Source organism: Pseudoxanthomonas daejeonensis (assembly GCF_022637495.1).
GTDB lineage: Bacteria > Pseudomonadota > Gammaproteobacteria > Xanthomonadales > Xanthomonadaceae > Pseudoxanthomonas > Pseudoxanthomonas daejeonensis.
Genome location: NZ_CP093331.1, coordinates 1,644,219 through 1,667,753, shown reverse-complemented (window position 1 = coordinate 1,667,753; position 23,535 = coordinate 1,644,219). Strand labels below are relative to the sequence as shown.

Below are 23,535 nucleotides of genomic sequence, written 5' to 3'. Positions count from 1 at the left end.
TGGGCGAAACTCGCGGACTCGCATCGATATTCACCGGCGGGAGGAAAAAGTCGCTCTTGGGCGGAAGACCTGGGTGTCAAAGCACGAATAGCGTCTCGAGGTGCGGCCTGATCGTTCGTCGAACTCTTGTGAGAATCGCTGGAATGCTCGGCCAAGAGCGCGCGAGTGACTACCGCATCGCCTCATCCGAAATTTGCTCGGCGCGGGCTAGACGCTCGGCCTCTGCCAGTGCTGCTTCGGCTTCCGCGCGCACATCGCCCGCCTGGCACACCAGGACGAGGCGGTGTCGCGCTCTTGTCCACGCCACGTAGAGATCCGTTGGTGTGAACAGCGCACCGAAGTCACCGAGGCCGTAGACGATAATGACATCAGCCTCGAGCCCCTTGAAGGCGCGGGCGGTCGTCACGAGGATTCCAGCTCCTCGCCTCCAATCGGTGGCGTCGTCAATGAGCGGAACGTCGTCCACCTCAGCGTGACGCGCGAGGGAACCCCTCGCGTAGGACGCAGGACCGATGAGCGCGAGTTGCTCGGGCTTGATGTCTTGCTGCAGCAATTGGCGCACCTCGGCCAGCACGAGGCCAGCCTCGGCAGCGGTCGACGCCGCTCGCCGAATTCCGGGTGCCTCTCCTGAAGGTGAGCCAGGTAGAAGGCGCACATCGACGCGGGCAAGCGAGGCCCCGCTTCGAGCAATGGCTTTAGTGTTCCTGCAGTTTGTCGCCAGCCGGAAGCGAGCCGGGAGGGGGACCGGGGGCAGTTTCCCAATGCCACGTAGGCTCTGGCTTAAGTCGAGAAATGCATAGAGGCGCCCCGCTTGTCCTGCTCGGGACAGCGACTCGATGGTCACCCACCAGTCGGGCGCAAAGTCCTGTGCCTCATCGACGACGATGGCATCAAAAGACTCGGCCTGACCTCGCGCGCGAAGGACCTCTAGAGCCTGCTCCATGATTAGCGGCGCCTCATCATCCCAGAACGCCTGCTCATTGGTGCTCGGCACATCGAAATCAACGCGCGCGCGTTTCGCAAAGCTCCGTGCACAAGAGTGGAACGTCGAGATCTCGAGACGTCCGCCGTTCCGTTGACCTCGCGGATCTTGCTTCGCCTGCTCCTGTAGCCATGTGCAGAGATGTCGGTTGTAACAGAGAAACAGGACGCGCTCGCCGCGGTCAGCGAGTGTGAGGGCAAACTCGAGGGCGAGAAGGGTCTTACCCGAGCCGGCGGTTCCTTCCACGAGCACTCGCTCGTTCTCAAGCAGCCCCAACAGCGTCGCGCGTTGGTCGAGCGTGATCTGAACGATCCGATGGCGCTCCGCACTTACGTCCGCCCCGGCGCACCGCATGAGGCGCAGTTTTGGCATCAGGGCATCGAGCATTTCCGTGAATTGGCGCGGGGCAAGGTGTGTCTCGCAACGGGCCCATGCCTTGAACGCTTCCTCAATTCGCGCTGGAAGATTCGAGATGTCTGAAGCATCTACGAGAATTCGAGGATCGCTGTTGACGGGCAGATCTCCCGTGAACTTGGCGTGGGGAAACACAACTACGTCGCCGTGCGCAAACATCCCTCTGTGGACTCGCTTACGAGTTCGCTCTTCGATAGCGTCGAGAAGCGCGTAACGGTTACGCCTCGCCTGGTCAAACGGATCTCGAAGCGGTTTTCTTCCGCGCGACCAGGTGCGTCCTGCCAACTCAGGTCTGCCACCTTTTACCTCGAGGACCAGAAGACCCCGCTCGGGGTGCAGGATGACGAAGTCGGCCTCGCCTTCGCGCAGCGGCTCGCCCGCAAGGTCACGTGCTTGGCGAAGCCAGGGAAACGAGTGCAGGACCACGAAACCCGCCGGCAGCCCGCGCAGCGCCTCGTACACAACCCGCTCCGAATCGTGAAGGATGTCTTCACTCGATACGTCAGGAATGAAGCGCGCCATCAGTGGCCCTCATCGGCGTGGCACACGACCGTGGCGGCAAGTGACAGTTCCGCATGATCGAGTCGCTCGGGGCGGAACTCCTTACCGGTTGCACTCCCATAGGACACCTGCAAGCGCGACGGCGTAGTCTCATCACCGGGCAGTTCCTTGACATGCGCGATCGTCCAGTCCGCACCCGTGGCACAAAACTTCCCGCGCGCCCTCAGGACGACTAGCCACGACGCTGGACCCAAATCTGCTGGAGCGACCGGTCGAACGACGAGCCATCCTCCGCCGCTGTACCCCGCGTTCTTGAGTCCAGGATTTGGGACGCGAACGGCAAATGCTCCCTCATTTGGGTCGACGTCAGCCACGAGTCGAACCTTGCCAACTGTGACTGCCTGGTCCGCTCTCCTGAGATCCTTCACCGGCAGTTCCACGACACGTCCCTTCGCCAGTGTTGGCGCCGGACGCTGCGTTGTACTGCTCGCTGCGGTGCTCAGTCCCGTGGCTCGCTGGTATGCCGAAGGCAGATCGTGCTCGACGAGGTAGTCGGGCAGAATGACACTCAGAGTGTTTCCCAGAGAAGCAACGGCAGTTTCACTCGCAAGTAGCGCGGGGTAGACGCCGATAGTCATCGAGCGCGGTCCATCGCAGCGCAGGGCACCGCTCGAGTCCGTTAATGTCGTCCACCCTTCCAACTCAAGGAAGCGCGCCAGAGGGCGCAGCACACGAGCCTGCTCCGCTGCAGCCGCAAATGGCGGGGCCGTGCCTGTGCGAAAGTACCGAAGCAACTGAAGTGCAAGGCGACGGTCTAGACGGCCGTGCAGGAAGCGGTTGCCATAATGACGGAGGCACTTCGTACAGGAACGCTCGCAGTGCCCAGGACATTCGCGCAGCAACTGGTCCGTCCTGTCGAGCACCTGCCGCAACTGTTCGCCTGCATCCGCGGCATAGCCCGCGCCACCGGAGGCTGTGTCGAAGAGATAGAGCTCGGCGACCCCCTCGTCTCCGTCGACAAGCGCCGGCAGCAATCGAAACCCCGCCGAGAGCTCACCGGGATCGATATCGAGATGGAGGCTGGCGCCGAGAGCAAGCGCCTCTGCTAGCGTCGCAAGACCATCGTAGAGCCAGGGCTGTTCCGGCTGAAAGGCTAAGGGCAGCCGGAATACGCCGCGCAGCAGCAACAAGTCGGTTCGGAAGTCGTGTACTAGGAATAGCCCACGTCGCACGTCTCCGTTGCATTTCTTGCCCGCCCCCTCCCGTTCGAGGATGTGACTTGGCACGAGAAATGGACGCGCGTGTGAACCCTCTGGCTCGTCGCCGTCAATCCACGCTCCGCCACAGCTCTCGCAAACGCTGAATCCCGCGGCATCCTTACCCTTATTTGCGACGACGAGTAGGACATCCTCGCCGTACGCATGACTCAGGTTAACGCCCGGTCCCTCGCTCCAGTCGAACTCCTCGCGTCCAGTAATCTCGGGAAGTTGCGCCGTCGACGCGAAGGTGATGTCCTGCTCACGATCGCCCTCGCGCAACGCGCGCCCATCCTCCGGCGAGAACGAAGGCGGGTCGAGGTAGTCGCGCACGAAAAGTGGCGTCCGACACACTGGGCAGGGCGACCCCTCGATTGTGCGAGCAGGAGCATTCCCCCCCTCGATTGAGATGAAGGAGCAGCGCGAGCATCCGACGTAGCGACTTAGCGGCTGTGCGAACAGCGCAGCTGCAGGCGCGGCCGACGGTGGTCCGTCGACGAAGATGCCCCCGACGCGATAGGTCCGCTTGTTCACCACAAGTAGGCGACCGGGTGCGTACTCGCTCAGCGCTTGTGCCTTTGCGAGTTGAGGCCGCTCGGCGACATTGACTCGCCAGCGCGAGTTGCTTTTGTCCCACTCGTGAATGACGAAGCTAGCAAGGTCCGTGGGGAACGCGTAAGACGGCAAAAGCCCGCGGTCGAAGCAGAGGTCGAGGAGCCCCTCGGCATCGTCGTTCGCATCAGCACCGCTGACGTTCCCTTGGCCATTCGCCGATCCGAGACGCTCGTCGCGAATCTGCGTTAGAGCACGAAGCAGCGTGTCAGCCACCTCTCGCACGAACTTCCGCTTCTCCTCAGGGAGCCCCGTCTCGAAGATGGCAACTGGAAGCCAGTCCGCCACCTCGTCCACTACAGCGCTCCTCGGAGTGAGTACACTCTTTCGCATCCACTGCTCGAACTCCGAGAAAGAGAACTCGCTAGCTCCATCGAAGAACTCTCTGGCATCGCCGAACGCGCTCATGATGCCGGGCCGGTGCGCAGCAATTTCCGCCTGTTCTTCTGCAGAGAGCTCATCCAGCCGCGAGTGAAAGAACGTTTGCAGCAGGTGCGAGTTAACGTGTCGACGCGCCAGGCGGGGGTTGTCGGCCTTCAGTCGAGGTTCTCGCGGCGGCCCACTGATAATCGCTTCAGGATTGGCGAAGTAGTGCGCGTCGTGGGCGCCGCCCTGCGCAAACATCAGGACAGACGAGACCGAGGTGCCGCGACGGCCAGCTCGGCCTGCGCGCTGCTGGTAGTTCTCGCGTTGGGGGGGAACCGTTCGGAGCCCGACGGCAGTGAGCGAACCGATATCAATGCCGACCTCCATCGTCGTTGTGCAGCTTAGGATGTCGACGGGCGGCTTGTCGGGTCCCAACGGCACGTCTTGGAAGCGCAACTCGAATTCCTCTGTCGTTGCGTAGACGACACCTGCGTCCCGCTGGGAGAGCTGCGCGGTGTGCTCCTCGGCTGTGATATGGACCGGCCTCTCCCCACGGAGAACTGCGCGTAGCGGCTCGCGGAAGAAATCTTTCCTAGAGCTCATGTACTCGTGGTCCGGTGGGCGCTGCTCGAGTCGCTTGTCCTGGCAATTCCCACAGGCACCGAGAAACGGCCTGTCCTGAAGGTGACCGCAGATGGCGCACTGCAGCCAAACATCGTCGAGTGCAAGCCTAAGGATCACTCCATCAGTCACGACGAGACGGCCCGAGTCGTCGCCGGAAGGGGCCTCTCGAGTGAAGACTTCGAACAACTCCTCACGAAGTCGGTCCACGGCACTGCTGCTTAGTGCGGCTCGCGCGCGAAGGCGCTCAAAGAACTGCTTTAGACCATCAGCGGCTCGAATCGGTTGGAAGTAGCCGAATTCATCAAGACGCGCGTCCTTACCGAGGGCGGGGTCGAAGGCGTAGCGACCAAGCATCTCGCGAAGCCATGCGTTCGCGGCCTCTTCAATAACCGAGGTGTTGGCAACGCCGGCAAGTCGCTTCTGTAGGACGCGGATCTTCCCGGGGGCGGCATCAACTACGGCCGCGCATGCCGCTACGAGAGAGTAGTACGGATCGCCGATCTGACGAAGGAGTGCGGTGCGGAACCGCGTCGGCGGCGCCGGACGCCACTTGTCGGCGAGGGCAATGTCGAGATCGTCGTAGTCCTTGCGGAACCGTGCGCACTCCTCGAGCAATGCCTTCTGATTGTGGCCATCGAAGAAGTGAAGGTGATGACGGGCGCAAACCGCTACGAACGCTGCGTACAGGTTTTCGTCGAGGATCGCAGGTTGGGGTGTTGGGAGCTTGGCGAGTTCCTGACAAGCCAGGACTAGCGCCTCGCGGAACGAGTCGCGCTCAACTTCTCGCGGCAGGTCGCGCGCAAGGCGAGCCGCCTTCTGCCGTCCATCACTGAAGAGGAGTGCCTTACGACCTTCGTTCGGATGTTGCTCGCTCGACTCCTTGGTGGCGAGTTGCGAGACGAACTGCTCCCTCACGAGGTTCGCAAACGGCTGCTCGCCCTTCGTCGCGAGGTCCATAATTTTCAGGGAGCCACCGGACTGCGTCCTCCGCGTACACGCCGGACAGACACCAAACGTCGTTGTGTTCGTGACCTTTTCAGCGGGCGTGTGGGCTCGATAGCAAAGTCGCGTACCGGTGGTCTCTGCATTCGCGGTGGAAAGCACTCGCCCGGTTTGGACGTCGATAACCAATGGGGCAACCGAACCTCGCTGATCTGGGTGTGGCTCTTCGAGGAACAGATGAAGTTCGTGGAGTGGGCGACCAAACTCGGTCAATGTTCCGCCTCGCTCATGCCAGAGGAAGTCGGGCGTGGGGCTAGTTGCGAATACGCGCAGGTAGGCAGCCCCGCAATCGCGATGCGTAAAGATTTCGAACACGCGGCTGCCACACTCGCACTGCGTGCGCGGTTCGACATAGAGGCGACCAAGGAGCGTCTCTTGTGACGTGGTGCGCCGCGCAGTGCAATTTGAATTAATGCAGGCGTAAAGCGGTGGGAGTCCGCGGAAGAGGAGGTGAACACGCGTCGGGAGGAGCGGCTGCTCCTCTCGTCCTGGTTCTGTGCGTCGAGAAAAGGTGCCGAGTGCAAGTAGGCCGTCAGTGGCCCGCTCGGCCTCCGCAGATTCACTCTGAGGAAAGAGTGTTCTGGCCAGTTCCGCGAATGCGGTCGCGTTTCCTGACGCTAACTCCAGTAGTAGTTCGAGTGGGCCGAAGCCAGTGAGCGAGCGACATACGTGTTGGCGCGTCGCGAGATCATCCTTTTCCAGAATGGTGGGTGGTGAAGTCCAGCCAAGGCGCCCGGCCACTTCAACCAGCGTTGCATTGGCCTCATCAGGAGCGAATCCCGCCGCTGCCAAGATCGTCGGACTCACGGCTGCAAGGGCGCTCGCCTCTTCGCGGGTGCCAGGTCGAACACCGGATCGCGCTTCGCGCGTGCCGCGTATGACGGCAAAGCCTTTCTTGCTTGTCTCGCCAGTGAGGTCCCGGGCGAACTTACGCCCCGCCTCTTCTGCATCCGGGCCCGTGCCAAGGCTGGCGCTCGTAAGGATGCAGCGAAGCCGATCGCGCCCAATGCCAAGACGCGACAGGAGCCGGCGAATCAGGAGTCCAACCTCAGCGCCGCCGACGCCACGGTACATATGCGCTTCGTCGAGAACCAGGAGGAACTGATTCCTCGGATCGGCAGCCAGCCATGCGCGCGTCTGCTCGAACATGGGTCGCTCAATAGGCCTGAGCAGCATGTACTCGAGCATCGAGTAGTTGGTGATGAGAAGGTCGGGAGCTTGCTTCTGCATCTCGTGCCGCGTGAGTAGCTCGCGGTCGTTGGGCTGCGTCAGGAAGCGCTGATTCCAGTGGTGAAGTGTGTTCTCCTTTCCGGCACGCTTCCCGCTCTTTACGAGGACCGTTTCCTCGAGGTCCCGACCATAGAAGCTCACGACATCCTTGGCGGGCCAGCGCCCGCGCTTCTTCAACTCGGCAACGAGCGCCTGTTCCTCGGCGTTCGGGGACGTCTCGAGCCCTTCGTAGTAGCCAATTAGGGCGTCTAGGTGGCGCTGATCCTTCGTGCCGGAGCGTACGCCCGGATACGGCGTGCGACTCGTGTACATGCCGAAGCGTGCGCGTCGTCCCCAACGCTCTTCGATCATGCTTGCGAGCCGCTCGTTGCCCAGGAGGCGACGCAAGCGCGCGGTCTGGTCACTGACGAGGGCGTTCATCGGATACAACAGCAAGGCGCGCGTGCCATACCGCGCGAAAGACGAGCGCCGCTCCGTGCCCTCGAGCGCGAGAGCGCCGAGGATGGCGTAGAGGAAGGTCTCTGTCTTGCCGGAGCCCGTGCCCGTCGCTACGACAAGATCGTCGCTCTCCGCTCCCTTCGCAAAGAACTGCTCGAGGGCGTCGGCCTGATGACGGTACGGCGGATAGACGCCTATCCCCCACCCGACCAACTCCTGCAAGAGTTCCGTTATCAGCGTAGGCGCACTCAGCCCAGAGAAGCTTCCCGCCACGGCGTACGACGGTGTGACCTCAATGAACGGTCGCTGCGAGATTCCGCCGGGCTCCTCGAGAAGCAGACGCCGCTCTTCGATGAGCGCGGAGTTCCGAATGTGGTACTGGGCCTCGAGATACCTGCGCAGTCGTAGGTGGATTCTCTGCGCGACCTCATTGACGCCAAGCTCGATCTGTTTACTCATCAGCGATTCTCTCGGTATTGTTGCCCGAGCTCGATCCCAAGGGAACGCAGCATGTCGAGCGCGATTTCTTCGTTTCGCAAGAACGTCCACCTTCTTTCGAAAGGTCGGTCTTCGGGAATTGTTAGTGTTCCGAAAGCGGCGAACGTGCGTTGCTCAGCGCGCGGAAGTTCGCTCATAAACAACCATGTCTGGTGATCCACGGGACGTGCGCGGACGGGATTCTTCGCGGCGAGGTCAATCGCGTACATCAGACGCCGGACATCGATGTCGTGGAGTTCGCACGCGCTGATAATCCGACCCGAGCGAACGTCCACCAGTCGGTATTCGCGCGCGCCATAGATCCTGGCGCGACGTGCCAACAGCGTGGAACTGGTGCTACCGGCACTCTCGAACCAACGCGTGAACTGAGGGGCTCCGGGCTTGACGTTCTCCGGCAGGTAGAACTCGAACACATCGGCGACAGTCGGTGCGTATGGCTGGCGATCTATGGACTCGATCAGCTCTCGGTGCCAGTGCTCAAGAGAGGAGTTCGGTAGTCCCGACCAGGCCTTGAGATCCTCTATGGGAAGGGCGGTGGCCAACTCAGTGGGAATTTTTGAAAAATAACGGTGTGGCCCGTGGTACTGAATGGTCTCTGGGTCGATCGGTAGAAACGCTGATGGGACTCCACCAATTAAGAGATACCCGGCTCCGTCTGGAAGCTCAACGAATCGCGCCGTCGCCGGTGCCCAGTAGCCACCGCTGAACTCGAGCAGATCACCCGTCTCCTGCAGTGTTGAAAGTGCATCGCGTAGTTCAGCACGAAGCGCCTCCTCGCTCAGGCTCGCGCGCTGAGAGAGGACTCGCCACGTCGGAAGAGCCGAGTTGAGCACGCGATTAACATGGATCTTGCTCGCGGCGGCGGCGTTGCCCCAAATTGTTGCCCGTAGGGCCTCGAAGCGGCTCTCGGACCCAATGTTGAGCTGTATTTCTTGGGCAGCTTGTTGCGGCGTACGAAGGACATCAAAGCCCACTAGCAGAGTCTCCGTCGCAGCCGCCGTAGCGCAAGGGCGATAGCCCCATCCTTATCCTCCACCCTGCCTAGCGCATCTACCTGCTCTTCAGCACTCAGCGAGGTTGCGACGTACGGCAGGATGAGGCCGTGTAAGAGTGCTTCGGTGACGCGTGGCTCCTCGTCGTAAAGTCGGCTCAGCGCCGAGCCAAAGCGCCCGAGAACAGGGCGCAATTCACCGCAGTCCGGCCAAACGTCGATGAGCGCATCGACAACTTCGGTCGGCACATCGCCAAGAGCGAAGAGTTCGCTTGACAGAGAGATAGTCCCCGGCGAGATCGCAGACTGCCCAGAGTTGGACCCGGGCTCTGGATATATGGCGGTTGCGTGACTCCACAACTGCGAGGTGACGGGGACCGTTGTTGCGCCAGCGACCAGCGTAGCGGCAATTCGAAGACCGCGAGCGGAAGAAATCGGAGAGAGGCCAGCTTCTGACATCTGGAGGAGCGGCAACATCGAGGCCTCGAGTGGCGAGCGATTTGCCCCTTCAAGGATAACGAGAGAAACCCCGTCGACGTCCATTGCGGCTCTGGCGGCAGCCAGGAGACCGCCGCCCGGAACCTCTTCGAAATCTCGCGGCTGTAGTGCTGTAGGCGAGACATGGATGACTAGAAGTCGGCCGCCACATGCTCCCTGCGCGTAAGCCGTAAGCGCCGAAAGCGAGCTAGGGCCGAGCGTAATTGGTACTAACGCCGCCGAGACTGACGCGTGCAGTTGCAGCATCAACGAAGGTTCGACACCTCGGACGCGCGCTGCATTCGTGAGCATTCGCCGAAGCATGGCTTTGTCTTTGATGTCCTCGCCTCGCGAACTGGGCCAGTGAATATTCGTTGGCGCCCCCGCGGTCGGGTTGGTCGAAATGCGGCTTCCGACGGCACCCAATAGCGGCCGTAATACTCCGACCTCCGCGAGCAATTCCAGTGGGCGATCAAGCGCTGCAAGAACTCGCGCATCAACCGCCGCCTCAATCTCGCTACCGGCGACTGCAACCTGACTCCGGAGCTCCGTAAGCCGCTCTTCCGCACTACGGACTTCCCGTTCGCTCGCGTCGAGTTGCGCCTTTGCTCGATCGCGACTCTCCGTTGTCGTCTTGAGATCAGCTCGCTCGCGCGCAAGTTGCTGCTCGAGGTCATCGCGAGCGATCTGCTCTACGTCCGCTCGCACCTTGGCGCTAAGCGCATCGAGTGCCAGTTTGATTGCCGGATGTTCGCGCAGGAGTTCTGTCAGATCGCTAGCCTGACTTGTGACTAGTTCGGTGTCCTCGAGCAGTGCGAGCGCCCGTTCGAGGCGGTAGCGGTCCAACTGCGCGTCAGGACCAACGCCCTGCGTGACTAACGCGCGAGCAGCATCCTCGATCTGCTTCTTCGTCAGGACTTTCTCGCGCCCTGCCTGCTTCTCCACCCGAACTGCAGCTTCAAGTGCTCGACGCAGAACCAAATGATCGTCGTCCCAGTCGACGTATCTCGAAGGAGCGCTATCGTCGACGCGCAACAGACGCTCGCTGCGATCAACCATTACCGATCTAACATGGGCTCCAGAGGACGCCGGCAGGTGGTGAAGATTTGCACCACTCAGCTTAACGGAGCCATTTGTCCCGAGGGTCAATTCGATTGGTCCGACCAATTCGTCGGGTTTGCACCATGCGAAAACGCGGGCCGTCGTTCCCATGGGCACAGACACTTTGATTCCAGAAGCCAGCGCTGCTCGGACATCGACCGCGGTGCCGTAACTTCTCAAGTCGAGCACTTCGCAGACGGACTTCGGATCGACAACCTTAAACTCGTCCTTTTGACCAAGGTTCGGCTCGGCGCGGAAGATGACCAGGGCCCCTTCTACGGCGGACTGCGCATTGGGCCAAAAGACCTGGCCCTGCGACGGAAATTCATCGTCCGCATCAACGGCCCGCCAGTCGGCCTTCTGAAGTTCGACAAGGGGGCGCACTCCTGCGATTGGGTTTCCGGTCTTATCTCGTGTCTTCCACTGCACGACGCCAACCAATTTCATGAACGAGAACCTCCATCTTTACGGCTTCGCCGTAGAGCTAGTCGAGTAGGAATAAGTACGGATGCACCCACTGATCTGGCGACGAGCGATGAACCGTCGCTCGGCAGCGCATAGATCGTTGGCGTTGTAAGTTCTTTCGGGAGAGTCTCAAGGCTCACTACGTGGTGGTGCCAAGACAAGCGGTCGCTCGCGGGACATTTTCGAGCACCGTCAGCACCTTCGAGCTTGGGGATGATCTCCACTCGCCCAAGATTTCCTGCATCAAGTTCGATGCGCGAAGCGGTAGAAAGTGCGGCTTCGATGGTTCTCGCCGCATTGCGAGCATCAAGGCCACGGATGGAGCGATGCTTCCCGCGTACCAACAGCGTGACGCGAATTCGCCCGCCGTCCGTTCCCAAGTCGACGCGAACTTCCGGAAGGGAACGCGAGGCTACGAAAACCTTGTGCATCGAGCCCCGCCAGGCTTCGATGATCTGCTCGCCGATCCAGACGCGGAGCCTTGGCGTCTTTCTTAACTCGTCAAGCAACGTGACGCGGGAGGGTCGCTGCACGAACGTGACGTCGAGGTTCGCGCTTCGCTCAGCGGAGACTGCAAAGCGCGTGAGTCCGGCTTCCTGCGACTTGATCGCCACACGAGCGCATCGGCTCTCGGAGACCTTGACGTTGGCGCTCTGAGAATTTGTAGCGAATTTGAAGGAGACCATAGCCTCCGCATCGCTTTGAGGAGCATCCAGCGTAAGCACTGGAGAGTCCCCAACCCAGAAAATGGGCTCGCCGTGTTCTCCGCGCGCGCGCGGCGGAGTAGCGAGCTCTACGCTCCAGGGCCTGGGAACGAACTCATGACCAAGTCGAGCAAGCCATGTTGTCACGCTGTCAACGGGCTCAATCGGAAGCCGGACCTCCCAGATGGCCCAATGCAGGCCCCTGCTGCGAATCTGGGCGTGGGTTTCGGACACGATTGAACTAGGAAGCGAGCATCGCGTGTCGGCGAGTACGAGGAGCGTCTCCTCTTGATGAACTCCTGAGCCGGCGAGAAGGCGCACCCACTCTCCACGGCGAAGGCGGAAAAGCGTTCCCGTGGCCTCCAGGCCTTCGGACTTCAGGTGCCAGCGCTGCGTATCAATGGTGCTCGGCCATGAACCGGCCGGCTCGGTGCGGAACATCTGTAGGCACGGCATAACATCGACGCGTGCCATGCCTACCCCGGACCGCAGGTCTAACGCACTAACTCGCCGGAGGTGATCGCTTCCCGCATAGACGTCTACAAAACCTGATCGCAGCGCGCCCAGCGAGATCTCTCCCAACTCTTCGTGTGGGATTTCTGGCAAGCGGAGGCCCAAACCCCAACAGCCATCAAACTGGGCCAAAAGAAGGCCCAGCTGAGACGGATCCTCTTCAACGGCGACAACGACTTGCGCACGGCCTTCGCCATTACTGCCAGCGCCCGGGAAGTACTGGTCGCATGCGGGGGTACCTTCGCCAGGGTAGTGGCGAAAATGCGGACGCTGACTGGACACGTCCGGCAGATAAACTCGACCACCGCATCCGGGACATTCGTAAAAGCGTAGCGGCGAAGCGTCCTTAGCCGCTACGACTTTTCTGCTGTAAAGGTCCCTCGCTTCGTCCACATGCCCCTCCCCCTCTTTCGATTCTAACGACTATATTTAGTCCGTGTCGCCGCCCCCGGCCTTACTCGGAAACCGAGAGCAGCGAAGCCTGATTCCCCTCTGGCAGAACGGGCACTCGCGCCCCATGCTGCACAGGCCTTATCAGCGTGTGGCGCTCGACCTCGGCCAATACCTCGTCGGACTCAATGCGATTTCGCAGCCAGCGCTCAAGCCACCAAGCTCCGATCTGCGCCGTCGCAGACGCACTTGCGTCGACGGGCACAAAGTAGCTGGGCTCGGGATCGAGGCCCAACAGATAGTCTCTTAGGTTTCGTATAAGGCTGACGCCGTAGACGATGCGGTGTCGGTAGTGTCTTAGCAGGACGTCTGCCGGCAACCCAAGCAGTTCCAAGCCCCGCCGAACCTTTCTCAGCTTTGGGCTTACGCCCTCTCCAAAAATGCTGTTGACACGCGAGCCATTAGCGCTCTGTTGTGCAAGCTCGGTCAGAGCTTCGACCGTATCATCCGCGTACTGCGATGTCCCGAAGGACTCAGAGTGGCCTAGCTCCTTGTATCGCAAGTTCTCATCGGTAGCCCCGCCCAGTCGATCACAGGGCACGCGGATGCGGTTGTACTGGCTGGAGCCTACTCCATAGAGCGATGTCGTCCCGAGGAGAACGAGATGCGGCGCCCGCCGGATCGGCCGACCAGCCATGGCCGACGCAATTTCACTTTGCGCATCACTGTAGCGATGTCGGTACTCGAGGGCGACTTCGGGGCTCGCTGCCAACATGGCCACCAACTTGCCACCCAAGATCGCGTTGTAAGGCTGGACCGCACCGCAAACGCTAATGTCCGCCACACAGATGCCGACGCGATCGCCTTTTGCCTTGCGCAGAATCTTCTTGATGGCATCAACACCACGTGGGGAACCGGCCAAGGTTTCCAACCGCTCTGCAGTAAATGGACCTTTACCAGCTTCCTTTAGGACAGCGCGTATACGTAGGTAGGATGCGAGGGCCAGTGCTCGCTTGCTACGGAACAAGTGTGAACGCGCACGTTCTACCCATTTATCCTCAACGTTGGAGTGGAAGCGCTTGTGTTCACGCTGGCGCGCGAATCTGTGGTGAGACTCGCGCTGCTCTAGCCCTTCTGCCAAGAGACGACCGATCGCACCCTCTCCAGGCGCCGTTAGATCGCGGGCGGTAAGAATTCCGTCTTCAATGAAGTCGTCGATGTAGACCTCGGATATGGCGCCGTCAAGTGTCTCCACAAACCACTTGGCCAGCCGCTGCGAAGGGTTGGCCCGCACGTGCGCCAAAAATGCCTCTGGCTGCCACCCAATCCACTCGTCGCGTTCCCGCAGTTGCATGATAGGGCTACACAGCGCCCCGATTCCGATAACCGGGTGAAGCGGCGCTGCCTTATCGCGAACCATGAACAGCATGCTTCGACCCGGGACGCTGGTGTACTGATTGCTCCAGTTGTGTCTGAAGTAGCGCCAGATATCCATCAGGCGCATACCCGTATGCGCGCACTTGGAGGCTTCCGTCTTCACAAATTCGATGTACGGATCGACTACTCCGCTCAAGGCAACGTCCCGCCCGTTCGCCGGATGCAAACGCGCCGCCCGCAACTTGTCTGCAAGCTCTCGCCCATCTCTCATCAAAGAGAAAATAGAAACGAAGTTGTGGTCAAACAACCGCGATCGCTCCATAGATCGCAGGAACGCCTGCACAGAAGGCTGACGCAGTTGCGCATCGCGCTTCACCAGTTCCTGCCTCCGAATGCGAGCCTTCTCCGCGCCGCGATTCTCGGACTCGATCAACGGCGGGCAAACAGCAACGCTTTGGCTGCGTACGCGGATTCGCCAACCCTGGATCGCTAAGTCCGACAGGATGAGGCCGACGGCAAGCAACACCTGCTTGTCGATGTAACCCGAGGCAAGGGCGGCTTTTGCGAACTCCGTGCGCTTGCGACTCAATGCCTCCCCGCTATCCTGAGCCCTCTGTGCCCTAACCAGAGAACGAGCATGCGCGGCAAAAGACTGACGTGAAGCCGCGCTGCGAAGCGGGGGCTTTAGTGGTGTCCAAACTGGTCTATTCGTATTGGTCATTTGTCGTTCAAGAATGCGGCAAGCGCATGGCTCCATTCCAAGCGCTGCCTAGCGATCGTCGCGCCATCCGACCCAGCAGCCGCCTCGCTGCGGGCTGCTGCCAGCAACAGCAGCTCTACGCTTGCACGCAACTGCTGATCACGGCGACTCTCACCTTCAGCCAGCGGCTTGTAGATGTCCCGGTAGAAGGGGTGGTACGGGTTTAGGACAAGTATCAGTTGCTCGCCGTCACGCGCGTAGGAGAAGAAGCTCTTGTCCTTAGTGGGAGCCTCGATGATTCGGTACCGTCGCACTGAATGGAGGTGCTTTCTCCGCAGGAGCGGGTGAGATTTCTTCAAGTCCCTCATCAGGGTCTTGGCGGAAGAACTTACCTCGCGCGGCAATGGCCGCAATAAGTGTTCGCGCTCACTAGCCTTGCGCTCCGAATCCGAGCAACGGTCGTCTCCAGCCTTCACCTTTTGATGAGCCCTGCGCACTCGTCTACTCAATTCGCGGGCCGTTGCCTCTAGATCCGGCGTAATAGCCTCGATCAGGTGGGCCAGGGGACGAATCTGCTGCTTCGTGTGCGTAATTCCAAAGGCCTCATCCAGCACTGGATCGAACTGGATCTCGCACCGCCACCAATCGTCATAGTTTTCACGACTCTTTCCGCCCATGAAGAACCACCCGTAGTCAACCTCCCGGCCTGCACGGACGATTGACACGCCTGATCCGCGGGAGATTCCAAAGCGCCTCTTCTCATCGTTCGAGAGCTTGTGCCACTCGTGAACTGGCAATTCTGAGAAACGCACTTTCACCCAACCCGTATTCTTTGGGTCACTTGGATTTACCGGAACTTCGTACCGAAGCTCTTCACCAAAGAGGCTGGCCCCACTGAGTTCTGCGTCGGAATAGAGGTGTAGCGGATCGAAGGCCTTGATGGCCTCACCATTGATCGTGATCTTCAATCGCTTCCTCAGATAGTGACGGAAGCGGCGCGCAAGCTCTGTTTCGACTTTTCGCACGATGGTTGAAACGCGCCGATTGTCGAGCCGATCGCAATGCGTCCACCTGATGAACGTGCCTGAAGGGGCGACACACTCTTGAGGCGCGCTTTTGACAACTATGGGTCGCGGGATTTCAACCATCTTGGCTTGCACAATTTTGTCTACGTCCAGGTAGGACATGTAGACACGCTTAGCCAACCCACCGCAGGTGGTCATTCTTGTCGCAGCAGTTGCGTCAGACCCAATTGACTGCCAGGCATAAACGGTTACGCGGCGCGCCTGACTGAGCGAGGCATTGGGAAGACCCATGCCATAGCGCCCTAGTCCACTGCGATCTCCGAAGCGCGTGCTACCTCCAAACCGCAGCGCCTGTCGAAGCGTGAAGGGGTCCATGCCGCAACCGTTGTCCAAAACCGAAACCTCAATTCCATTGCCACTCTCTGCATCCGTCATCGCGATTTTGATCGCAATCCTTGTGGCGCCCGCTTGGATTGAGTTATCCACCAGCTCAGACAGCGCGGCAGCGGTACTTTTGTAGCCCGAGTCGCGCGTGGCCTGAATAAACTTGTCCAGCGCAATGATGGAGCAATCCTGGGTCTTGGCGTCCGTGGCTGTACTCATGTTCTTTTTACCTGGTAGCAGGAGAGCCAGAATTGCTGTGTTCTTGAATGACTGCTAAGACCCGATCGCGGTTATGTCCAATGAACGCAGCGAATCCAAATAGTCTGCCCAGGCCTGCATCATCTTCGCGCGCTCCTCCAAATGGGATGTGCGGTTGTAAGCACGGCCGAGCGGATCTCGCACTGCATGCGCCAACTGGTGTTCGATGAAGTCTGGCCGGAAGCCAAGGACTTCATCCAGCAGTGTTCTGGCCATGGCACGGAACCCGTGAGCCGTCATCATGGTGTTGTCGAAGCCGAGGTTCCTAAGGGCAGCATTAATCGTGTTCTCGCTGATGGGCTTGGAGGCGCTCCGGACGCCCGGAAAAACATACTGATTCCGGCGCGTGTACGGCTGGACGCCGCGCAAGACCTCTACGGCCTGCTTGGCGAGCGGAACGATGTGCGGCGTCTTGGTTTTGCTGGTGACGTAACGCCACTCGCGCTTCTCCAAATTGATGTCCTCCCAGCGCGCGTGACGCAATTCGCCAGGTCGCACGAAAAACAAGGCAGACAGCTTGAGGGCTGCCAGCACGATCGGCGAACCTTGGTAGCCATAAATCGACTTGAGCAACTTCGCGACCTCGCCGGGTTCGGTGAGGCTCGCGAAGTGCTTTGTTTGCGTCGATGTCAGTGCCCCGGCCAAGTCAGCTGCGGGATTGTTTTTGACCCGACCCGTGGCAATTCCATACCGGAACACCAACGATGCGGCGGCGCGAGCCCGGTGCGCCGTCTCGATCGCCCCCCGGGCCTCGATCTTCCTGAGCGCCATCAGTAGCAGCGGCGCAGTGATGTCTTGGATCGGGAGGTCCCCGATGAAGGCGCCGAGATCCTTTTCGAGAATTCGTCGCTCCCGAACTACGGACCCTGGAGTCAGCTTCTTGGCTCGCTTCGCCATCAACTCCGTCGCCACCACGGCGAATGTGTTGCCCGCCTGCTCGACCTGGGCGGCCCGCTGGATGCGGGCGACTTGTGCCGGATCGGAGCCGGCTTTCAGGAGGGCGCGGGCCTTGTCGCGTTCCGCACGGGCCGCTGAAAGCGATACCGCGGGGTACTCGCCTACGGTAAGCATGTTTGCCTTGCCAGCGAAACGATAGCGGTAGCGCCAGATCTTCGACCCCGCGGGACGAACCTCAATGCACAGCCCATTTGTGTCAGCAAGGCGGAAGAGCACCTCCCTGGGTTTAAGACTGCGCAGCTTGGTGTCAGTCAGCATGTGTGAGTAAGGCAAATGTGAGTAAGGGCGGGGTCCGCTCTGATCTTACTCACACCGATACTCACACGCCAGCCGGATGCAGATGAACGCCGCCGGATGAGTCTGGACACCGAAGAGCCTTTGTTTAGGCCAATCCCGGCGTATGGATGGACTTCGCCGGACTCTGTCGGACTTGAACGTGGTGGGCCCACCAGGATTCGAACCTGGAACCAAGGGATTATGAGTCCCCTGCTCTAACCGTTGAGCTATAGGCCCGTAGCAGGGAAAGTGTAGTGGAGCGCACGCATCCGCGCCCAGCCGCCGGCTCCCGGACCGGAAAAGCGGAAGGCCCCGCATGCGGGGCCTTCCGGTGTCGCGTGACGTCGAACAGCCCGGTCAATCGATGTCGAGGAAGCTGCGCAGCTGTTCCGAACGCGACGGATGGCGCAGCTTGCGCAGCGCCTTGGCCTCGATCTGGCGGATGCGCTCGCGGGTGACGTCGAACTGCTTGCCCACTTCCTCGAGGGTGTGGTCGGTGTTCATGTCGATGCCGAAGCGCATGCGCAGGACCTTGGCCTCGCGCGGAGTCAGGCCGGCCAGCACGTCGCGGACGGTTTCCGACAGGTTGATGTTGGTGGTGTTCTCGATCGGGGACTCCACGTTGGTGTCCTCGATGAAATCGCCCAGGTGCGAGTCCTCGTCGTCGCCGATGGGAGTCTCCATCGAGATGGGCTCCTTGGCGATCTTCATGACCTTGCGGATCTTGTCCTCGGGCATGTCCATTTCCTTGGCCAGCTCCTCCGGCGTGGCCTCGCGGCCGTACTGCTGGAGCATCTGGCGGGAAATGCGGTTGAGCTTGTTGATCGTCTCGATCATGTGCACCGGGATGCGGATGGTGCGCGCCTGGTCGGCGATCGAGCGGGTGATCGCCTGGCGGATCCACCAGGTCGCATACGTCGAGAACTTGTAGCCACGACGGTATTCGAACTTGTCGACCGCCTTCATCAGGCCGATGTTGCCCTCCTGGATGAGGTCCAGGAACTGCAGGCCGCGGTTGGTGTACTTCTTGGCGATGGAGATCACCAGGCGCAGGTTGGCCTCGACCATTTCCTTCTTGGCCTTGCGCGCCTTGGCTTCGCCATAGGCCATCTGCCGGCCGATCTCGCGGATGTCAGCCAGGTCCAGGTACATCGCCTGCTCGATGGCGATGGTGGCCTGCTGCTCGGCGACGATCTGGTCCTTGACCTCGCGCAGCGCCGAAGACCACTTCTGCTTGCGCTTGAGGACTTCGTCGACCCATTCCAGGTTGACCTGGTTGCCTTCCCACGCGCGGATGAAATCCTTGCGCGGCATGTGCGCCACGACGGTGGCCAGGTGCAGCACGCGACGCTCGTGGTCCTTGATCTCGCCCATCACCTCGCGCATCTTGCGCACGAGGGTGTCGGTCAGGGCCAGCGGGAACTTCAGGGTGACGAACTGGTCGGCCAGCTCGGCGCGCATCTTCACCACGTTCTTGGCCTGCGGGCCCGACTTGGCGTTGGCCTTCTTGAGCTTGGCGTAATCGGCGGCCAGCGCTTCCATGCGGCGCGCCACTTCGGCCGGGTCCGGGCCGGTCGGGCCGGCTTCGGCCTCGTCGTCCTCGGCCACGGCCGCCTCTTCTTCCTCGTCTTCGGCGTCGTCGCTGTCTTCGGCCACGGCCGCGACCGGTTCCGGCACCTCTTCGACAAGGTCATTGAAGCCGACCACGACTTCGGCCAGGCGCTTCTTGCCGGCCTTGTGCAGTTCGTATTCCTCGAGCAGCAGCTCGATCGACCACGGGAAGCTGCCCAGCGCGGCCTGGACCTGGCCCAGGCCTTCCTCGATGCGCTTGGCGATGGCGATTTCGCCTTCGCGTGTCAGCAGCTCGACCGTGCCCATCTCGCGCATGTACATGCGCACCGGGTCGGTGGTGCGGCCACCTTCCGAATCCAGCGCGGTCAGCGCGGCGGCGGCTTCCTCGGCGGCGGTGTCGTCGATCTCGCGGTTGCCGGTGTTGCCGTCGTTGAGGAGCAGCGTTTCGGCATCGGGCGCGACTTCATGGACGTCGATGCCCATGCCGTTGATCATGCCGATGATGTCTTCGATCTGCTCCGCGTCGACGATATCGTCGGGCAGGTGGTCATTGACCTCGGCATAGGTCAGGTAGCCCTGTTCCAGGCCCTTGCTGATGAGCTGTTTGATTTCGGATTGCTGGGCTGGACGTTCGTTGGCCATGTGCGGCGCGCCACCGGGATCAGGTTGGTGAAGAGAACCTAGCATTATAACAGGGGGCCGGCCGGAAAGCCGGACATTCCTTATGCGTCAACCACTTGCGGGCGGCTCGCGTTCAGCGGCCTTCAGGCCCGAAGCAGGAAGGTGACCGGGCCGTCATTGACCAGGCTGACTACCATATGGGCGCCGAACCGCCCGGTTTCCACCCCGCCGGCATGCTGGTTGCGACAGCTTTCGACCAGCTGGCTGAAAACCCGTTCAGCGGCATCGGGCGGCGCGGCGGTACTGAAGCTGGGGCGCATCCCGGCATCGGTATCGGCGACCAGGGTGAACTGGCTGACCAGCAACAGTCCACCGCCGGTATCGGCCAGCGAACGATTCATCTTGCCGGCATCGTCGGCGAAAACCCGATAACCGAGCAGCCTTTCGGTCATTCGCTTCACCTTGCTCGCGTCATCGCCGGGCTGGACCCCGACCAGGGCAAGCAGGCCATCCCCGACCTGGCCGACCACCTGGCCATCGACCTCGACAGAGGCCCGGGCGACACGCTGGATCAGGGCAAGCATGGACGGGACACCGCGCGGTGAAGATGCGCCAGCATCGGCGGCATCTCCGGGTTTGTCATCCCATGCGGAGGCGCGGACCGGGCGACCCCGGCAGCTTTGCACGCCCGGCCGCTAGACTTGCTCCATGTCCGCCCAACGCCAGGCCCGCCTCCTCGTCACCGCCACCCGCTTGCTCGGCGCTCTTCCCTGGTCGGTCGTCTACCGGCTTGGCGACGGCATCGCCGCGCTGTGGCGACTGGGCGGCGCCCGCGAAAGCCGGGTCGCCCGGCGCAACCTCGAGCTGGCATTCCCGCAGGTGACCGGCGCCGAACGCGACGCCCTGCACCGGCGCATCCTGCGGACCACGGCCCGGCAGGCGCTGGAAACCCTGAAGCTCTGGACCCGCCCCCCGGCCGAGAACCTGGCCCTGCTCCGCGAGATCCACGGGGCAGACCTCTACGACCAGGCCCTGGCCGCCGGCCGCGGCGTGATCGTGGCCGCGCCGCATTTCGGCAACTGGGAGCTGCTGAACCAGTGGCTGGCCTCGCGCGGGCAGATCGCGATCGTGTACCGGCCGCCCGACTCGGCCGTGGGCGACGAATTCCTGCAGCAGGTCCGCGGCGTCGACAACGTGCGCCAGGTCCGTGCCGAGGGCGCCGCGGTGCGCCAGCTCTGGAAAATGCTCAAGGAAGGCGGTGCGGTCGGCATCCTGCCCGACCAGCAGCCCAAGGCCGGGGATGGCGAGTTCGCCCCGTTCTTCGGCGTGCAGGCGCTGACCATGACCCTGCTGTCGCGACTGGCCGAACGCACCGGCGCGCCGGTGCTGATGGCGTGGTGCGAACGGATCGGCGACGGCCCGGGGTTCGCCCTGCATGTCGAGGCCGCACCGGCGGCGATCGCCGATGCCAACCCGGTCGCCGCCGTGACCTGCCTCAATGGCGAGGTCGAGCGCATCACCCGGCGCGATCCGTCCCAGTACCAGTGGACGTACAAGCGCTACACGCTGCGCCCGCCGGGCAGTGGCGAGATCAATCCGTACGAACGCCGCGAGTGGGCCAAGCGCCCGGCCTAGCCGTCCGCGAAGCATCACCGCGTCGCCAGGTCGCGTCCGGGTGCGCATCCCGGCGCGCGAACGCTTACGATCCGGTCAGTCCATCGACCTTGAAGACTCCGTGACCGAATCGCCGGCTGTTGCGCCTCCTGCGCTGGATACGAACCTCCACGACGCCATCGCCACCGCCGACTGGCAGCCACTGCCCCGGCGCGGCGCCCTGCTGTATGCCATCGGCGCGGGCTTCGCGTTTGCCATCCCGTCCGGTTTCGGTATCGGCATGCTTGTCTCGGGGCTGGCCGACACACCCCGCATCCCGACCGCCATCGCCGCCGGCGTCGCGGGCCTGTTGCTGGGCGTGTACGTGGGCCTGCTGCGGCATCGTCGCATCGGCTGGAAGCTCGATGCCGACGGCTTCGCCACCCGCCGCGGCGGCCTGTGGCGCACCGAAACGCTGGTACCGGTTTCGCGCGTGCAGCACCTGGACCTGGAACGCGGCCCGCTGGAACGAAAACTCGGCCTGGCCACGCTGGTGGTGCATACCGCCGGCACGCGCATGGCCGCGGTGAAGCTGCCGCTGCTGGCACTGGACGATGCCGAAGCGCTGCGCGCGCACCTGGCCCGCCAGGTCGAAGCCGACGACGCGCTGTGAGCGACGCCCCCGCCTCCGTCGCCGTTGCTCCAGGCGAACACCGCCTGCATCCGTGGTCATGGCTGTTCGTGCTGCTGCAGCAGCTCCGGCAGTTCATCGTGCCGCTGGTCGTTTTGCTGTTCGCCGGTCGCCGCGGCAACACCGAGGGCTGGTGGGAACTGGCGCCGCTGATCGGCGTCGGCGCGCTGGTCGCGGTGTCGTTGCTGCAGTACTTCACCTATCGCTACCGCATCGGCCGCGATGGCATCACCATCCGCAGCGGACTGCTGCAGCGCTCGCAGCGCGAAATCCCGTTCGCCAGGATCCACAACGTCGGCCTGCACCAGTCGTTGCTGCACCGGGTTTTCAAGGTCGCCGAGGTGCGCCTGGAATCGGCCGGTGGGCAGAAGCCCGAGGCGCAGATGCGCGTGCTCGGCATGGACGAGGCACTGGCGCTGGAGCGACTGGTAAGGCATCGCGGCGCGGAACCGGCCAACCCCGATAGCACTGATGCTTCGATCGCGCCAGCCGACGACAGCCACGCGTTGCTGGCCCTGTCCACCGCCGAGGTGGTGCGCCTGGGCCTGGTGTCCAACCGCGGCATGATCGTGTTCGCCGCCGGCTTCGGCCTGTTCTGGCAGCTGTTCCCTGACGAGCGCCTGATCGCGCGCTACGCCGAGGATTCGTTCCGCGAAGCAGCTGGCTACGCCGGCGACCTGCACCTGGGCTGGATGGGCACGGCCAGCGCGGCGCTGGTGGCCATCGGCGTGTTCGTCTTCCTGTTGCGCGTGCTGTCGGTCGCCCTGGCGCTGAGCCAGTACCACGGCTTCCGCCTGAGCGAGATGCAACGCCGGCTCACCGTCGAGCGCGGGCTGTTCGCGCGGATGCGCACCAGCGTGGCGCCGCGCAGGATCCAGGCCTGGTTCCTGCAGGAAACGCTGCTGCATCGCTGGCTCGGTCGCAGGAGCCTGCGCATCGACACGGCCACCGGCGGCCAGGAGAACGATCCGCGCAAGCTGCGCGAACTGGCGCCGATCGCCACGCCGGAGGCCTGCGACGCCCTGGCCGCGCACCTGCTGCCGGGCGTGGCCTGGCCGCCGGCGCACTGGCACCCGTTGCCGCGCAATGCGTGGTGGCGCGTGTTCGCCTCCGGTGCGCCATGGACCCTGCTGCTGGCCGGCGTGCTGGCCTGGCAGCTGGGCGCCTGGGGCCTGCTGGCGCTGCTGTGGTTGCCGTGGTCGGCATATGCCGCGTGGCGCCAGGCCGGCCGGCTGGGTTACTCGATCGATGCGCGCCTGGTCGCGGTGCGCGGCGGCTGGTGGTCACGCTGGTGGCGTTTCGCCGAGGTCGACAAGCTGCAGGCACTGCGTCTGCAGCGCTCGCCGCTGGACCGCTGGCTGGGCACCGCATCGCTGTGGATGGATACCGCCGGCGCCGGCGCGATGTCGCCGCCCTTGCGGATCCGTTTCCTGCCCGAGGCCGAGGCACGCGCCTTGTACGCACGACTGGGCAGCACCCTCGCGTCGCGGCGGCTGCGCTGGTGACGGCGCCGCCGG

The 23,535-nt window shown here is 62.4% G+C and carries 13 protein-coding genes and 1 tRNA gene; 3 read left to right on the top strand and 11 right to left on the bottom strand.

Annotation, left to right across the window (positions count from 1 at the left end):
- Nucleotides 1–169 precede the first annotated feature (169 nt).
- The 11 genes from MNQ95_RS07485 to dtd form a co-directional block, all read right to left on the bottom strand.
- Entirely contained in the window at nt 170–1,918 is a 1,749-nt protein-coding gene (locus tag MNQ95_RS07485; RefSeq protein WP_241954272.1) for a DNA/RNA helicase domain-containing protein, read from the bottom strand.
- Nucleotides 1,918–7,884, bottom strand: coding sequence for a DEAD/DEAH box helicase (locus MNQ95_RS07480; RefSeq protein WP_241954271.1), 5,967 nt, complete (start codon nt 7,882–7,884; stop codon nt 1,918–1,920). The genes MNQ95_RS07485 and MNQ95_RS07480 overlap by 1 nt, the downstream gene beginning before the upstream one ends.
- On the bottom strand, nt 7,884–8,897 hold the full coding sequence (locus MNQ95_RS07475; protein WP_241954270.1) for a hypothetical protein: 1,014 nt from the start codon (nt 8,895–8,897) through the stop codon (nt 7,884–7,886). Before MNQ95_RS07475 ends, MNQ95_RS07480 begins: the two co-directional genes overlap by 1 nt.
- Nucleotides 8,897–10,939: a hypothetical protein gene (locus MNQ95_RS07470; protein WP_241954269.1), complete on the bottom strand. Its 2,043-nt coding sequence runs from the start codon at nt 10,937–10,939 to the stop codon at nt 8,897–8,899. The genes MNQ95_RS07475 and MNQ95_RS07470 overlap by 1 nt, the downstream gene beginning before the upstream one ends.
- Nucleotides 10,936–11,682: a hypothetical protein gene (locus tag MNQ95_RS07465; protein WP_241954268.1), complete on the bottom strand. Its 747-nt coding sequence runs from the start codon at nt 11,680–11,682 to the stop codon at nt 10,936–10,938. Before MNQ95_RS07465 ends, MNQ95_RS07470 begins: the two co-directional genes overlap by 4 nt.
- A gap of 946 nt (nt 11,683–12,628) precedes the next feature.
- Complete coding sequence (locus MNQ95_RS07460) at nt 12,629–14,530, bottom strand: Druantia anti-phage system protein DruA (RefSeq protein ID WP_241954267.1); 1,902 nt, start codon at nt 14,528–14,530, stop codon at nt 12,629–12,631.
- 128 nt (nt 14,531–14,658) lie between these two features.
- Nucleotides 14,659–16,269 carry an ATP-binding protein gene (locus MNQ95_RS07455; protein WP_241954266.1) on the bottom strand — a complete coding sequence of 537 codons (1,611 nt, stop codon included), beginning with the start codon at nt 16,267–16,269 and terminating at the stop codon, nt 14,659–14,661.
- A gap of 54 nt (nt 16,270–16,323) precedes the next feature.
- On the bottom strand, nt 16,324–17,523 hold the full coding sequence (locus tag MNQ95_RS07450) for a tyrosine-type recombinase/integrase (protein ID WP_241954265.1): 1,200 nt from the start codon (nt 17,521–17,523) through the stop codon (nt 16,324–16,326).
- Nucleotides 17,524–17,702: 179 nt separating this feature from the next.
- A tRNA-Ile gene (locus MNQ95_RS07445) sits at nt 17,703–17,778 on the bottom strand.
- Nucleotides 17,779–17,898: 120 nt separating this feature from the next.
- Complete coding sequence (rpoD, locus tag MNQ95_RS07440; RefSeq protein ID WP_162410382.1) at nt 17,899–19,755, bottom strand: RNA polymerase sigma factor RpoD; 1,857 nt, start codon at nt 19,753–19,755, stop codon at nt 17,899–17,901.
- Between the two features lie 122 nt (nt 19,756–19,877).
- The gene (gene dtd / locus MNQ95_RS07435; RefSeq protein ID WP_162410381.1) at nt 19,878–20,318 is read right to left on the bottom strand and encodes a D-aminoacyl-tRNA deacylase; all 441 of its coding nucleotides are present in this window, start codon (nt 20,316–20,318) and stop codon (nt 19,878–19,880) included.
- Nucleotides 20,319–20,442: 124 nt separating this feature from the next.
- Here dtd and MNQ95_RS07430 point away from each other — a divergent pair, with 124 nt between their 5' ends.
- The 3 genes from MNQ95_RS07430 (at nt 20,443) to MNQ95_RS07420 (ending at nt 23,523) form a co-directional block, all read left to right on the top strand.
- Complete coding sequence (locus tag MNQ95_RS07430) at nt 20,443–21,369, top strand: lauroyl acyltransferase (RefSeq protein WP_241954264.1); 927 nt, start codon at nt 20,443–20,445, stop codon at nt 21,367–21,369.
- A 100-nt stretch (nt 21,370–21,469) separates the two neighbouring features.
- Nucleotides 21,470–22,000 (top strand): PH domain-containing protein, encoded by a 531-nt coding sequence (locus tag MNQ95_RS07425; protein WP_202922865.1) that lies wholly within the window; start codon nt 21,470–21,472, stop codon nt 21,998–22,000.
- On the top strand, nt 21,997–23,523 hold the full coding sequence (locus MNQ95_RS07420) for a PH domain-containing protein (RefSeq protein WP_241954263.1): 1,527 nt from the start codon (nt 21,997–21,999) through the stop codon (nt 23,521–23,523). Before MNQ95_RS07425 ends, MNQ95_RS07420 begins: the two co-directional genes overlap by 4 nt.
- Nucleotides 23,524–23,535: the final 12 nt, after the last annotated feature.